The organism is candidate division WOR-3 bacterium (genome assembly GCA_039801905.1).
Classification (GTDB): Bacteria; Hydrothermota; Tepidihabitantia; order Tepidihabitantales; family JBDRVQ01; genus JBDRVQ01.
In genome coordinates, this window is record JBDRVQ010000015.1 from 1 (window position 1) to 13,203 (window position 13,203).

At 42.4% G+C, this 13,203-nt stretch carries 17 protein-coding genes; 14 read left to right on the top strand and 3 right to left on the bottom strand.

From position 1 onward, the window contains the following. The 4 genes from ABIL00_04135 to ABIL00_04150 form a co-directional block, all read left to right on the top strand. Nucleotides 1-217: T9SS type A sorting domain-containing protein (locus ABIL00_04135; protein ID MEO0109949.1), on the top strand; the 217-nt coding region annotated here is incomplete at its 5' end. Between the two features lie 146 nt (nt 218-363). Then, entirely contained in the window at nt 364-1,662 is a 1,299-nt protein-coding gene (locus tag ABIL00_04140; protein ID MEO0109950.1) for a sugar transferase, read from the top strand. Next, complete coding sequence (gene queF / locus ABIL00_04145; GenBank protein ID MEO0109951.1) at nt 1,662-2,075, top strand: preQ(1) synthase; 414 nt, start codon at nt 1,662-1,664, stop codon at nt 2,073-2,075. Before ABIL00_04140 ends, queF begins: the two co-directional genes overlap by 1 nt. Further along, complete coding sequence (locus ABIL00_04150; protein ID MEO0109952.1) at nt 2,059-2,619, top strand: hypothetical protein; 561 nt, start codon at nt 2,059-2,061, stop codon at nt 2,617-2,619. The genes queF and ABIL00_04150 overlap by 17 nt, the downstream gene beginning before the upstream one ends. On the opposite strand, the gene ABIL00_04155 is transcribed toward ABIL00_04150, so the two are convergent. From ABIL00_04155 to rpsF, 3 genes are read right to left on the bottom strand one after another with little or no spacing between them, the layout of a single operon-like run. Next, complete coding sequence (locus tag ABIL00_04155; protein MEO0109953.1) at nt 2,620-3,813, bottom strand: lamin tail domain-containing protein; 1,194 nt, start codon at nt 3,811-3,813, stop codon at nt 2,620-2,622. Nucleotides 3,814-3,850: 37 nt separating this feature from the next. Then, complete coding sequence (ssb, locus tag ABIL00_04160) at nt 3,851-4,273, bottom strand: single-stranded DNA-binding protein (protein MEO0109954.1); 423 nt, start codon at nt 4,271-4,273, stop codon at nt 3,851-3,853. Between the two features lie 9 nt (nt 4,274-4,282). Next, nucleotides 4,283-4,582, bottom strand: a complete 300-nt coding sequence (gene rpsF, locus ABIL00_04165; protein MEO0109955.1) for a 30S ribosomal protein S6 — start codon at nt 4,580-4,582, stop codon at nt 4,283-4,285. 287 nt (nt 4,583-4,869) lie between these two features. Between rpsF and ABIL00_04170 the strand changes: the two genes are divergently transcribed. The 10 genes from ABIL00_04170 to ABIL00_04215 all read left to right on the top strand — a co-directional run bounded on the left by ABIL00_04170 (nt 4,870) and on the right by ABIL00_04215 (nt 13,203). Further along, nucleotides 4,870-5,172 carry a hypothetical protein gene (locus ABIL00_04170; GenBank protein ID MEO0109956.1) on the top strand — a complete coding sequence of 101 codons (303 nt, stop codon included), beginning with the start codon at nt 4,870-4,872 and terminating at the stop codon, nt 5,170-5,172. Nucleotides 5,173-5,404: 232 nt separating this feature from the next. After that, a complete protein-coding gene (locus ABIL00_04175) occupies nt 5,405-6,283 on the top strand; it encodes a C25 family peptidase propeptide domain-containing protein (GenBank protein ID MEO0109957.1) in 879 nt (292 codons plus the stop codon). A gap of 9 nt (nt 6,284-6,292) precedes the next feature. Then, a complete protein-coding gene (locus tag ABIL00_04180; protein ID MEO0109958.1) occupies nt 6,293-7,813 on the top strand; it encodes a C25 family cysteine peptidase in 1,521 nt (506 codons plus the stop codon). A gap of 138 nt (nt 7,814-7,951) precedes the next feature. Then, nucleotides 7,952-9,061 (top strand): T9SS type A sorting domain-containing protein, encoded by a 1,110-nt coding sequence (locus tag ABIL00_04185; protein ID MEO0109959.1) that lies wholly within the window; start codon nt 7,952-7,954, stop codon nt 9,059-9,061. Nucleotides 9,062-9,085: 24 nt separating this feature from the next. Next, nucleotides 9,086-9,799 carry a hypothetical protein gene (locus tag ABIL00_04190; GenBank protein MEO0109960.1) on the top strand — a complete coding sequence of 238 codons (714 nt, stop codon included), beginning with the start codon at nt 9,086-9,088 and terminating at the stop codon, nt 9,797-9,799. Nucleotides 9,800-9,956: 157 nt separating this feature from the next. Beyond that, nucleotides 9,957-10,445, top strand: a complete 489-nt coding sequence (locus tag ABIL00_04195) for a T9SS type A sorting domain-containing protein (protein ID MEO0109961.1) — start codon at nt 9,957-9,959, stop codon at nt 10,443-10,445. 89 nt (nt 10,446-10,534) lie between these two features. Then, complete coding sequence (locus tag ABIL00_04200; protein MEO0109962.1) at nt 10,535-11,014, top strand: ferritin family protein; 480 nt, start codon at nt 10,535-10,537, stop codon at nt 11,012-11,014. Nucleotides 11,015-11,017: 3 nt separating this feature from the next. Beyond that, nucleotides 11,018-11,530 (top strand): ferritin family protein, encoded by a 513-nt coding sequence (locus ABIL00_04205; protein MEO0109963.1) that lies wholly within the window; start codon nt 11,018-11,020, stop codon nt 11,528-11,530. Next, complete coding sequence (locus tag ABIL00_04210; GenBank protein ID MEO0109964.1) at nt 11,527-12,021, top strand: ferritin family protein; 495 nt, start codon at nt 11,527-11,529, stop codon at nt 12,019-12,021. The genes ABIL00_04205 and ABIL00_04210 overlap by 4 nt, the downstream gene beginning before the upstream one ends. After that, nucleotides 12,022-13,203, top strand: a complete 1,182-nt coding sequence (locus ABIL00_04215; protein MEO0109965.1) for a cysteine desulfurase family protein — start codon at nt 12,022-12,024, stop codon at nt 13,201-13,203. It abuts the gene before it with no gap.

Consider the following 13,203-nt stretch of genomic DNA (forward strand, 5'->3'; position numbering starts at 1 on the left):
GGTTCAGATTAAATATCAGATAGGTAAAGAATCTGATTTAAACTTATTTATCTCGGATGCGAGCGGACGGATTGTTAAATCCCTATTCAAAGGAAAACAGAAACCGGGAAGTTATACCTTTACTTGGGATGATAAGGAGATTTCTCCCGGGATTTACTTCTGCACCTTGGCCACGGATAGTTTCTTACAGACTAAAAAGATAATTATTACGAAATAAAAAAGGATGTATTTTATTCAAGTTGGCAAAGAGAAAAAAATTAATCATTAAAAAATAGAGCCTCCCTTTTTACGCAATTAGGAGAAAAGGTTAGAACTTCACTTTTTGAAGTTTGACATCGCCTCTTTTTTTAATAGAATGAAGGAATGAGGAAAGTCCTCTCCTTTCTCCTCTTTCTTTTTAGCGATTTTCTCTTTTTATCCCTCGCCTTCTTTTTTGGCTTCCTTTTAAGGAAGCATCTCTTCTACCGTTTCTTTTTATCATCCTATACCTTCCCCTTTTCGGTTTTTTCCACCCGTTACTATTTTTTCCTACTTTTTCTCTTCATTTTCACTTATGAAGGTCTCTATACGAAGATTTACACCCCGGAGGAGGAATTAAAAAGAATTTGGCGGGGGCTTTTCATCTTCTTCTTAGCGATTTTGGGTTTTGCCTTTTTCACGAGGATTGCTGGTTTTTCCCGCTTTATCATTGTCACCTCTTTCTTCTTCTCTTTAATCCTTATCCCTCTTGAGCGCTGGGTTATGAAATCCTTACTCTTTCGTCTCCGTCTCTGGGGCAGAAGATTATTTTTAACCGGGGAAGGGGAGATTGTGGAAAAGGTCCGTCGGGAATTATTGAGGGATAAAGGGGTAATAATTGGGGAGGAAAAGAAAGAAGGGGTAATCATCGCCAAAAAGGAGATTAAGCCAGATGATTTAATTCCTTACTCCCCACCGGCAATAAAGGAAATATTTCTCTTCACTAATGAGCCTTTCCTTACCGCCTACGAAGCAGGGATTGAAAGGATAGGCACACTCCTCTTTATTAAATTGAAATATAATCTTCTCTCCCCGGCGAACCTTTTCTTAAAAAGGGTTTTGGAGATTATCTTTTCCGTTATCATCTTTTTACTCTTTTCCCCTTTTTTCCTGCTCATCGTCATTTTGGTGAAATTGACGAGCCGGGGTCCGGTATTTTTTAAGCAGGAGCGAGTGGGAGAGGGGGGAAAGAAGTTTCTCTGCTGGAAGTTCCGGACGATGAGGGAAGGGCTGGTGGAAGAGAGGAAGATAAAAGGCGATAATTTCCTCCAATTGAAGGGATACGAAGTGGGAAGGATGAGAGGCGATGAAAAACGGTTGACCAAAATTGGGAAGTTCCTCCGCCGGACGAGTCTTGATGAGTTTCCCCAATTTTTTAATCTCTTCGCCGGGGAGATGTCTTTAATTGGTCCCCGTCCTTATCTGCCGGAGGAGTTGGCTTATGCCGGCCGGTATTATGAGGTGATAACTAAGGTAAAACCAGGAATTACCGGTCTCTGGCAAATTTCCGGAAGGGCGGATTTGTCATTTGAGGAGAGATTTTTATTGGATGAATATTATGTGAAGAATTGGTCGATCTGGTTAGACTTATATATCCTCTTAAAAACCTTCTGGGTAGTTTTAAGAGGGAAAGGAGCGTATTGATGAAAAGAAAACTTTACACGGAAGAACATGCCCGCGCGGGCTTAAAAGAGAAACTGCCAACAATTGAAACCTTCCCTTCCCAATTTGAGAATTATGAGATTACGATTGAGATTCCAGAATATACCTCTATCTGTCCCAGAACCGGTCTTCCCGATTTTGGCAAAATTACGATAAGATATATCCCCAATAAGAGATGTGTTGAACTCCGTTCACTAAAATACTATATCCTCGGCTATCGGAATTTGGGAATATTCTATGAGAATGCGGTGAATCGCATTCTGAAAGATTTCGTGAGGGCCTGCCGGCCGAAATGGTGTCAGGTGCGCGGCGAGTTTAATATTCGGGGGGGGATGAGAAGTATTATTGAAGTAGAATATCCCCGAAAAAGGAGGAGAGATGAGAAAAAGGGTTAAGCAGGGAAAAATTCTTCTGATCCTCCTTCTCTTTTTTAGTTGTGATAACCTTTTCCCCCCAGAGGATTATCAACCTTCTGGTAGCCCCTTTTCCCTCAATTCGGGAATTGATTGCTTGGGGATAATGAGTAGTGATACTCTTTATTCTCCTTCGGGTGCCTTTACTTTAGAATTAAGAGTGAAAGCCTCCTCAGAAAAGATGGATACCTTGCCGGCGGGCTTATTTTTTCTCTCTTCCGAAAAGAGTAAGAAGGATATGATTATTGTGAAAAATTTTCCGATTAATGCCTTTCCTTCGGAAAGGGTCTATACCCTCCCGGTTTTTGGGGTCCAGAGAAGAAGAGAAATCCCCGCCGCGACCAATTATCTTTTCGGTCCGGTTACGGACGATCCAGATTTGCAACGGATAATTGAGATATTAAAAAAGAAGAGAATTGAAGGAAGGAATGTCTCCTTGGTGCAATCCGCCATTTATCGGCTGACCGATGGGGAAGAATTAACGCCCGGGCTTTTAGATACCTTAAATAGCCTCCCTGAGGAATAGTCATCTTTTGGTTTTACCAGCCAAGAGGCAACTCTTTTTAATAAATCTCTTCTCTCTCCCCATCTGGTAGGTAATGGTGATAATATAAATCCCTCTGGGTAATAATTTCCCATTATCATCCCGACCGTCCCAAAAAATCTCCTCACTTTTTTCATATTTACCTTGATAAATCCTTTTTACCTTCCTTCCTTTAAGATTAAAGACTTCAATCGTTAAATCGCTTCCCTCGGTTAAGGAGAGGTAGATATAAAGGGAGTCGTCTTTCCCATCATTATCGGGCGAGAAGACCGGGGGGAAAATGAGAATCTCTTCTCTTTGGTTGACAAAATAAACAGTTAAGAAGTTATTGGCTGTATCTTTGTCCTTAGGACAAAAGAGAGAGGCTTTGACCTCCAACCGGCCGGAGGGGAGAGTTTCGGGAAAGAAGAAGAGCACGGTTTCCCTTTTTGGTTCCAGGCTTTCCCCCACAATTTTCCCAATGGCCGCGCCATTTACCCGGAATCTAACCTCCCAGTAACCACAATCCGCATAGGAGGGATTTTTTAATCTAACGGAGAAAGATACCTTCTCCTTTTTTCTTACCATCAGGTTGGAGATTTCCGGGTTGATATAAGTGAGGGAGGAGTTCTCTCTTCCGGGGGTAGAGCCAGAACTGTCAAGGGATTCAATCCAGTTCTCTAAACTGTCCGGTTTAGTGGGATGAATCCTTTCTAAGGAGAAACCATCTTTGGTTGGGCGGGGAAAGGAAAATGTGGAGGTGATTGAGGAATCCGGAGAATAGAGGATTAAAGAGTCGTTCATTGCCAACTCATCACCGATGGTCGTATTGCCAACTGTTAACACGATTAGACTTTCTGGGAAGTCGTAGGGCATAACATATTCTCCATTTCCGGTTTGAGTATATTCTAAGTCCAAAATTAGGGCATAGGTCTTGGGGGGGAGAATTGTGGTATTGATTTTTAATTTTGGGTATCTTTGTAAGATTAGAGAATCCCGCCAGGAAACGATAGTATCCCAGGCGTCAAAATCTGAGATTCGCCAGCCTAAGAGATTAAAGGTATCTTGCGAGTTGTTATACAATTCAACAAATTCATTCCGGTCTTCAGGAGAGCCTGGTCCGGTTTTCCCTTTGGGATTGGCCATAACTTCATTAATGACCACCTGTTGAATTAAGAGAAGAGAAAAGAGAAACACTATGCCGGGAGAGGACAATTACTTTTTTTATTATCAATTAAAAAGGGAGATCATCAATATTCTCTTCTGGGATTTCAATCTCCTCTGGGACTTCTGGGGCTTCGGTGGGTGGGACCTTATCAAGAATCTGAACACGCCGGGCAATAATTTCTACGACATATCTCTTTTGCCCTTGTTGATCGGTCCAATCCCGACTTCTTAATCTCCCTTCCACGATGACCGCGCTCCCCTTTTTAATTCGTTCCCCACAGAGTTCCGCACTCCGGCTGTAGGTGATGACATTAAAAAAACTGGAGACTTTTTTCCACTCCCCTGTCTCCTTATCCTTTATATTCTCATCGATCGCAATGCGAAAATTACAGACCGGTGTCCCTTTTGGGGTATAACGGAGTTCCGAATCCTGGGTGGAACGTCCCATTAGGACCACATAATTGAGATTTCCCAATCTTATTTCTGCCATTTTCTCCTCCTATCCTTTTAATGCCCCTTCTACCTTGAGAAAGGCACTTCTCAGAATTTTCTCATTGTGTCGGAGGTTTTCTTCAATCTTCTTTAAGGACTCAGGTAGGGCGGAAAAGCGGATGAAGAGGTAGTAACCCTCGTCTATCTTCCTTATCGGATGAGCGAATCTCTTTTTCTCAATTTTCGTAATCTCCGGTTCCTGCACGCCGCAAGTAAGAAAGAGATTCTTAAACTCGTTAGCCAATTCCTCCACTGTCTCTTGGCTTAATTTCCCAGAGACTATTAAAACCGATTCGTAAACATTCATAGTTTCATTATATTTAATAAACGCTCACTGTCAAGTTGCAAGCGTTAATAGTGCTCATGACTACTCTAGGACCCTAGTTTTAGGAATACTCCAAAAGGCTTTTCAAAGCAGTGGACTACCAAAAACTTTGACAAAATCTTTAGGATTATGCCTAAATCCATCTTAAACCGAAAGGGAAGGATTTATGCCTGTGGCTGGGTATAAGGTCTTAGGGATATGCAAAATCCTTTTAATAAAACCCCTCCGGCGATAGAAAAAATGGAGTTAATCCGGGGGACAGTCATTGGATGGATGACGAATATTTTTATATCCCTTATGTGAAAAAGATAAAAGATAAAATGAGTTTATTTCTTCTTGCCTACCCGCGGAGCGAGGTCTCGCCAAAGGCGGTTAGATATTATAATAGAGAAAGACAGCATTTCGGTAAAGAATTGAATGGTATGAGACCGGAGGAGTATCTTAGAGAAACGCTTCCGGGAATTGATCCGGACATTTCTTTATTTCCTCCGGTATTTCTAGATAAGATAGAACTTTCCGACTCTTGGGGTGGTCACGATCTCTGTAAACAGTACAGCTTTTATTTCGGCTAAAATCTCCTTCCGATTTATCATTATCGCCAAATGAAACCTTAGCTTGATTTTTTCCAAAATTATTGTACAATAATTTGTAGAAGCGATAAGCCTTTATGGAGGCTTATGTGGAGGTGAATAATGAAACATTCACTGATTTTTCTCTTGCTTCCTTTTATTCTCTATCCAATCGCCTTTGGAAGTTGGATAGACCTCGGGGGGTGAATCTGACAAATCGCTGGATATAACCCTCCTGAGTGACGATAGATCCGGCCGCCGATTCCGCGTCACAATCTACGGATTTTACCTAGATACCGTGTATATTGAAGGAAAATCTTTCTCTTCCATCTCCCTTCCCACCGCCTCTTACCCTTTGGAAAAGGGGAATCCCGAAATTCCAAAATTGGAAGTGAGCGTTATAATTCCAGATGAGGGTGGAGTCGAATGCCAAATCTTAGATGAAGATACAGTGATGTTTGATATCTTACCAGTAGCCCCCTCTAAAGGTTCCCTTCTAAGGAACGTTAATCCGGAAACTATCCCTTACACCTTTAACGAGATTTACGAAAGCGGGGAATGGTATCCAGTTAATCCTTATGAATTACGCGAGCCTTTTGGTATTCGGGATTATCGTGGTATCACCATCCGCTTGAATATTTTTCGACATAATCCCGCCTTAAAAAGGTTGAAAGTAGCGAGAAACTTTGAAGTTATCGTCACCTATGAAAAACCTCAATTGGTTTATAGAGATAGTATATCAGAGAGTTTCTGGGAGATTTACGATGACCTCTTTCTAAACTTCTCGCCAAACCGCTACGGGGTTCTTATGCACGGCATAAGGATGACGATAATAACCCATTACGCATTTTACAATGAAGCGATGCGTTTAAGGGAATGGAAGATGAAAAAAGGAATCATCGTCCGAGAGGTTCACAGTGTATCTTACCCAACCGCTGACTACATCAAAAATTATATCTACGACCAGTACCTGGCAGGTGTTGACTACTTCTTGTTTATCGGTGACTTAACCCATATCCCATCTTTGAGGGAGGAAGGTTGGCTCTCCGACCCACGCTATGTTATTATATATCCGAACTCTGAGGACCCGTATCCTGATGCCTTCATCTCCTGAATCTCCGGAATGACCATCCAGGAGATAAGAAACCAGATTGATAAGATTCTCTACTATGAGAGACTTTCACCGCTTCCCTCCTCTCTTGACTGGACGGAAAAGGCGCTGGTAATGGCAAGCCACCAAAGCGGTGGTTCATCACACCCTATACCTGACTCGGTCCATAAAAATAATATGAGAGAAAGGCTCTTCCGGAAATACAGACTCGTTGATAAACTCTATGACTACGCGGCTATTCCAAGTAATGTCAAACAGATATTGGAAAATGGTAGAGGTTTTTTAAACTTTCTGGGTCATGGTGACCCGACCAAATGGTTCTTCCGAGACCCTCCTGTTAACCCGGTATTCAGTATAGAAGATGTGAATACCCAACAGAACCCCTATCTCCTTCCCATTATCTTCTCTGTTGCCTGTGATGTTGGGCAGTTCAGTTATAACCCCTGTTTTGCCGAAGCATGGCTTCAACAACCCGGAATGAGAGGGGCTGTTAGATTTTGGGGCTCATCGGCTCCACAGCCATGGGTAGAACCGATATGGGCAGATAGTGTGGCAATCTTTTCCTTAACTTGCGACCCGGGGAGTATCTACTTCCCGCGCACTCTGGGAAAGGTTACTTATTGGGGAGTGTTTAGTATGCTCCAGCATAATTTCCCTCAGGGGGCTTACACAGCTAAAACCTGGCACCTCTTTGGTGATGCCAGTATGGAGGTGAGGGTAGGGAGGCAGACCCGACTTCTCGCGGAACATAGTAGATTTGCCATCCCCGGAAGGACATTTTTAGTTTTTGTCGTTAATACCAGAGACGGTCTCCCCTGCCAATATGCCGTTGTCTGTCTCTGGAAAGAGAACGATAATTATATTTCTTGCAAATATACTGATAGATACGGAAAAGTAAATTTTATCCTTCCTGCGGAACTTAGTCCGGGTAGGATATATGTGACCGTGAGTAAACTGAATACGATTCCTTATGAGGGAATAGCCGAGATTATACCGACCAATGTAACTTGTGAGAAGGCAACCTATCCAAATCAAGGAGAGTTGTTCGCAATTGATCCAGGTAACGGAAATTTCCACATCGTCTATAATACCGGAGAAGATATCGTCTATCGGAAATCTACCGATAAGGGCGCGAGCTGGGGAGATGTTATAGAAATTGATTCCGGCTCTTACCCCTCCCTTGCGCTTGATTATTCTAGGATGCCGAGAATTACTTATCTGAAAAATGATACGGTATTCTGTAAGACCTTAAACTCTGATAATACCTGGCATAAGACGGTTGTTTTTGGTGGTGATGGGAATATAAAACCAGGTCCACCAGTAATTACTCAAACTTATCTACCGGAATTCACTGACTATTCTTACTGTATCTTCCCGATAAAGAACCTCTCAGAAGGGACAGGAAAAATCTACTTATCTATCTTTAATGTGAATGAAGATATAGGATCAGAACCAGAAGAGGTTGTGGGTGGTATTGGTCTAAAATCTCCGTCAATCGCCATTACCCCTGGTGATATTATCCATATCGTTTAGGAAAAAGAAGGTGAAATCTACTATCGGTTCGGTGAGAAGGATTCAAGTAATGAACTTATCTGGTCGGATATTTATAATATCTCAGAATCGCCTGAGGTTATATCGGAAAATCCAACGGTTGAAGCCTATGGTGAATATGTGATCGTGGCTTGGAAGGAAGGAGAACTGGGTGAGATTTATAAAAGGATAAGAAATCTCGCTCAATCTTCTCTTCCAACCTGGCCGCCGGGCTGGTCAGGGATTGAGAATATAAGCCAAAGTCCAGATAAAGAGTCAGACTATCCGGTTATCTCAACCCCTGATGTTATTGCCTGGCAGGAGGAGATTGATTCCTTGAATTATGAGGTCATCGCTTGGATTAAAGGCTCTCTGGTAAATATGAGTGAGACCGAGAACTCATCAAAATATCCCCATATTTCAGTTGAGCCACCAGCTGTTTCTGCTTCTGATGGGGCAATCATAATTGACCCGAAGGTAGTAATAAATGCAATCTGGACCGAAGAAATTATTCCGGAAACTTTATATGAGGTTAGATTTAGAAGATATGAATATACCCCAACCTCGTCGGTAGCGACAGAATATATTTCCGTCGCCGTTGGCGATAGCGTGGTTTCGCCTTATTGCAAACAGAGGGACGGCGCAATCAACTATGGTGAGTTTACTTGTGATTACAGTTCTTCTTCTTTGATTTATAACCTTCCCTATCTTAACCCAAAGGCAAGTTATCTTTTAAGGGCGGTCGTCTATAAGGAGACACCAAGAATTTGGCGGGAAGAGGTTCATCATATCCCGGAGACATTAAATATCATCATCCCAAAAGAGACCTATGAGAATGACTTGGCGATAAGAAAAGAGATTGAAAGGATTGTTGGTACTTATGCCTTAATTGCTGACTTATTAAAGGTTTATGAGGTAAGTATTCCAGAATCCCTGCCAGGTGGTGGTCAGGGTCTTAAAACTGGAAAGATTTTAGGGCCGGCTTTATATCAGAATAGACCGAACCCATTTAAGGGTTTAACGAAAATCCCCTTCTCTATTCCCAAAGAAACCTATGTCTCACTTTTAATCTATAATGCCTCCGGAAGAGAGGCGAGAATTTTGCTTAGCGAAAGGATGAGGCCGGGTAATTATAATTTGAATTGGGATGGAAGAGACGCAAGAGAAAGAGAATTACCACCGGGGGTCTACTTCTATCGTCTATCAACCGGAGACTTTCGGGAGATTAAGAAAACTATCCTTTTGCGATAGTTAAAAAGAAGGGGTTATGGAAAGATGAAAAGGTATTCAATTCTCCTCTTTTTCATCTCCTTAGCGGTTGCTCAAGAGATAGTTTGGATTAGGACTTTTAGAGCAATTGTTACAAGACCCGATATTGCGGTTGACAGTAGAAGTAATATAGTTGTCGTCGCCTATCCTTATCTTAGGAAATATAGTTTAAGCGGAGAATTGTTATGGGAAAGGAGGATAAACTTTGGCGATAGCTCACGTGGACCAAGGATAGATTTGGATGGTGGGGACAGCATAATCGTCGGAGGATACGGAGCCCCTACTCATCATGATAGCTGGGTAATAATGAAATGGACACCGGAGGGAGAGACCTTATGGAAGCGACTGATTGGGTTCCACCCCGATTCTCTGGCTTACCTTACTGATGTAGGGGTTGATAATCAAAATAATATCTTAGTTACAGGCAATATACCCGGAACTTATAAAAGTATGTGGCTCACTTATAAACTCTCTCCGGATGGCGAAATTAAATGGGTGAAAACTTTCACCTCCCAATGGGGACCTGATTGCCCAACTGGTATCTGTTCTGATGATTCCCTTAATGTGATAGTTGGGGGAGAGCGGGGAATTTTAGGAATTCCCCGCTCTTGGTATCCTCAGGTATATAAATATTCTAAAGATGGTGATAGCCTCTGGGTGGTGTATTGTGATGATACAATCCATCACAATTATCTTGTTGGCGAACTCAATGTAACTTAATGTAGATAAATTCGGAAATGTCATCCTGCCGGGAGAAGAGACAGGTTATCCTCCTACCAGTGTCTACACCTTTCTATTTAAGTATGACCCCCGGGGTAACACTCTGTGGAGATGGTTTGATAGAAGGAGGGTATGGGTCTCCGGCTTCTCTTCCTGTGTGACCGATACCGCAGGGAATATATTCACCGCCGGCTTAAAGGTTCATCGTCCATATCCTTATGATACTATATTTATGGAGGTATGGAAATTTAGCCCAGAAGGAGAATCAATCTGGGTATTCCCCTACCTTTTAGGCTCCACTTTCACTGCCGGATATCCCTGGTTTGAGATTGATTTGGATAGGGAAGGGGATATAATTGTTGCCGCACCCAAGGAGACCCTTGTCTATCTTTTCAAGATTACCGAGCGAAGTATTACTCCGGAGGATAGAAGGAGGATTTCAAGGCAACCACTTTGCCCAACTCTCTTCTTAAAGAGAGATACTAAGATGAAATTCTTTCTTAATGAAATCTATGACCGAACCGGTAGACTCCTCCTGAGAGACAATAGAGAAGAAGGATTCTTAAATACCCTCCCAGAAGGAATTTACTTCCTCAGGGGGGATGAAGAAAGGAAAAAATTTATAAAGGTTATCCTTTTGGACTGAGGCAGGAAAGGATAAAAGGGTGTCGCGTTGACTTTTCGTATTTCTCATTTATAATACATTTTAATAATAAAAAATAAAAGGAAGGAAAAATGCCAACCTTTTTCTCTCTAATCGAAGTAATTGAAATGGCTATTGCTGTGGAAAAAGCCGGGAGGGTTTATTACGAAGAAGTGGCGAAAAGGACAAAAGACCCGGAAATGAAAGATTTATTCTCTTTTTTGGCTAACGAAGAGTTGAAGCACGAAAGGCGGTTTCGGGAATTGGGAGAAAGGATAAAGGCTTCTCCTTACTCCCTTCCTGGGAAGTGGGAGGAAATCCAACCTTATCTTCAAGTGATTACTGATTCCCATTTCTTTACCGGGAGTGAGAAGGTGATAAAACAGACCGAAAAGGCAAAAGAACCGAAGGAGATTCTGGAATATGCTATCCGGTTTGAAAAAGAGACGATCCTTTTCTATCATGAAATTTTGGGTTTGGTGAAAGAAGAAGACCAGAAAATCGTTCAGGAGATTATCGCCGAAGAGAGGTCGCACATTAAGAAGTTAGGTGAGATTTTAGTCAAGTATTGAAAGATGAGAGAAGTTTGTCAACCAATCCTATTCGCCATTGGTGAAGAGAAGAAGGCGCTTATCACTTATTTACGATTTGCCTACCAGACGAAAAATCCCAAAGGAAAAGATATGTTTATCCGGTTGGCAATGGATGAGTTTGAACATATGGAAGGTTTATCCGCCGAACTTATTTCCTTAGAAAGGAAAGACCAGTGGTGTCCTTACGAAATTCCGGTCTCCGAAGTGGAAAATTTGGTCCCCAGACTCTCAGGGAAGGAGATAGAAACGGAAGGGGAAAAAGGCGTTGATGACTTAACCGCTTTAAGAGTTGCCTTAAAGTTGGAAGAGTCCGCGATAAAATTCTACCGGGGAGAAAAAAATAAGGCGGAAGATGAGTTTGCCCGCAAATTTTGGCAAAGGCTGGAAGAGATGGAAATTGCCCACTACGATTTAATCCAAGCGGAGATTGATAATATCACCAAGACCGGTTTTTGGTTTGGCATAAGAGAGTTTACCGTGGAGGGAGAAAGATGAGAGAACTAACACCCTTAGAAGTTTACGGGATAGCGATCCGCTCCGAGATTTCGGCTCGGGATTATTACGAAAGGTTGAAAAATCGGTTAAAAAAAGATATGGCACCCTTACGGGAAAAATTGGAATTTCTGAAAGGGGAAGAGGAAAAGCACCTCCGCCTTCTCACTTCCCTTTACCAAAAGGCTTTCCCCAAAATCCCCCTGCGTCTTCCTAAAAAAAGTATCGCCCCTTTGCCCAAAATTCCCTTAAAGGGGAAAATCTCTCTTTCCTATCTTTTAGAGAAGGCGATGGCCGCCGAACTCGCCTCCGAAGAATTCTACAAGTCCGCCGAAGAAAAATCCGAAGAGGAAAATACGAGAAAGGTTTTTTCCTATCTTGCCAGTATGGAAAAGGGGCACTATTTCCTCTTAAAAGCGGAATACGATTTAATCAATACCTTCGCCGATTATGATTCCTTTAAGAAATTTTCTTTGGAACATTTAGGACCTTAAATGAGAAGGGTCTATTTGGACCACCAGGCGACAACTAAACTCCATCCCGAAGTGAAAAAGGTTCTAATAGAAAATTTAGACCTCTTCGGCAATCCCCAGACAATTTATTACGAAGGGCGTCAGGCAAAAGAAGCCTTAGCCGAAGCAAGAAGAGAGGTGGCAGATTTAATCAATGCCGAACCAGAGGAGATCTTTTTCACTTCTTCGGGAGCAGAGAGTAATAATTGGCTGATAAAGGGAATTGCGGAAACCTATGAGGGAAGAGGAAAGCATATCATATCTTCACCGATTGAACATCTTTCCATTATTAACCCCTTACGGCGATTAGCCAAAGACGGATTTTCGATAACCTTTCTCCCAGTTGATAAATACGGTCTGATTGACCCAGAGGAGGTGAAGAAGGCGATAAAGAAAGATACGATTTTAATCACCATCCAATCTGCCTCCAATGAGATCGGCACCATCCAACCGATTGCCGAAATCGGAAAGATTGCTGAGGAGCATAAGATTTTCTTTCATACCGATGCGGTAGCCGGTGCTGGTATTCTAAAAATTGATGTGAAAGAAATTAAGATCTCCGCCCTCAGCCTTTCCGCCCATACCTTTTACGGACCGAAAGGGGTGGGTGCGCTTTATCTTAAAAAAGGTGTAAGAATTTCCCCCTTAATTGAAGGGGGTAGCCAGGAAGGAGGGAAGAGAGCGGGGACGGAGAATCTTTTGGGAATTATCGGAATGGGGAAAGCTGCTCTCATTGCCAAAAGGGAAATGGAAAATAGGGAGAAAAAGTTAAAACCATTAAGGGATACCCTAATCCGAGAAATCCCTTCCCGGATGGAACGGGTTTATCTTACTGGTCATCCGACAATCCGTTTGCCGAACCATTGTAGTTTTTGCGTGGAATTCATTGAAGGGGAAGCGATGCTTCTCTTCTTAGACGAAGAAGGGATTGCTGCTGCCTCTGGTTCCGCCTGTACTTCCCAAACTCTAAAATCATCCCATGTCCTCGCCGCCCTCGGGATTGAACCTGCTTTAGCCCAAGGTTCCATCATTTTCACTTTGGGAGAAGAGAATACCGAAGAAGACATCTTCTACCTTTTAGAAAAATTTCCCCCCATCGTCGGAAGATTGAGAGAGATGTCCCCTCTTTATGCTAAATACTTAAAAGAGAAATTGTCCGCCTGA

What these genes read in the sequence shown, in the direction of transcription:
- ABIL00_04150 (MEO0109952.1), top strand. Translation starts at nt 2,059, where the DNA reads ATGAGAAAAAGGGTTAAGCAGGGAAAAATTCTTCTGATCCTCCTTCTC.
- ssb (MEO0109954.1), bottom strand. Translation starts at nt 4,273, where the DNA reads ATGGCAGAAATAAGATTGGGAAATCTCAATTATGTGGTCCTAATGGGA.
- ABIL00_04205 (MEO0109963.1), top strand. Translation starts at nt 11,018, where the DNA reads ATGAGAGAAGTTTGTCAACCAATCCTATTCGCCATTGGTGAAGAGAAG.
- ABIL00_04190 (MEO0109960.1), top strand. Translation starts at nt 9,086, where the DNA reads ATGAAAAGGTATTCAATTCTCCTCTTTTTCATCTCCTTAGCGGTTGCT.
- queF (MEO0109951.1), top strand. Translation starts at nt 1,662, where the DNA reads ATGAAAAGAAAACTTTACACGGAAGAACATGCCCGCGCGGGCTTAAAA.
- ABIL00_04200 (MEO0109962.1), top strand. Translation starts at nt 10,535, where the DNA reads ATGCCAACCTTTTTCTCTCTAATCGAAGTAATTGAAATGGCTATTGCT.
- ABIL00_04215 (MEO0109965.1), top strand. Translation starts at nt 12,022, where the DNA reads ATGAGAAGGGTCTATTTGGACCACCAGGCGACAACTAAACTCCATCCC.
- rpsF (MEO0109955.1), bottom strand. Translation starts at nt 4,582, where the DNA reads ATGAATGTTTACGAATCGGTTTTAATAGTCTCTGGGAAATTAAGCCAA.
- ABIL00_04170 (MEO0109956.1), top strand. Translation starts at nt 4,870, where the DNA reads ATGGATGACGAATATTTTTATATCCCTTATGTGAAAAAGATAAAAGAT.
- ABIL00_04140 (MEO0109950.1), top strand. Translation starts at nt 364, where the DNA reads ATGAGGAAAGTCCTCTCCTTTCTCCTCTTTCTTTTTAGCGATTTTCTC.
- ABIL00_04210 (MEO0109964.1), top strand. Translation starts at nt 11,527, where the DNA reads ATGAGAGAACTAACACCCTTAGAAGTTTACGGGATAGCGATCCGCTCC.
- ABIL00_04180 (MEO0109958.1), top strand. Translation starts at nt 6,293, where the DNA reads ATGACCATCCAGGAGATAAGAAACCAGATTGATAAGATTCTCTACTAT.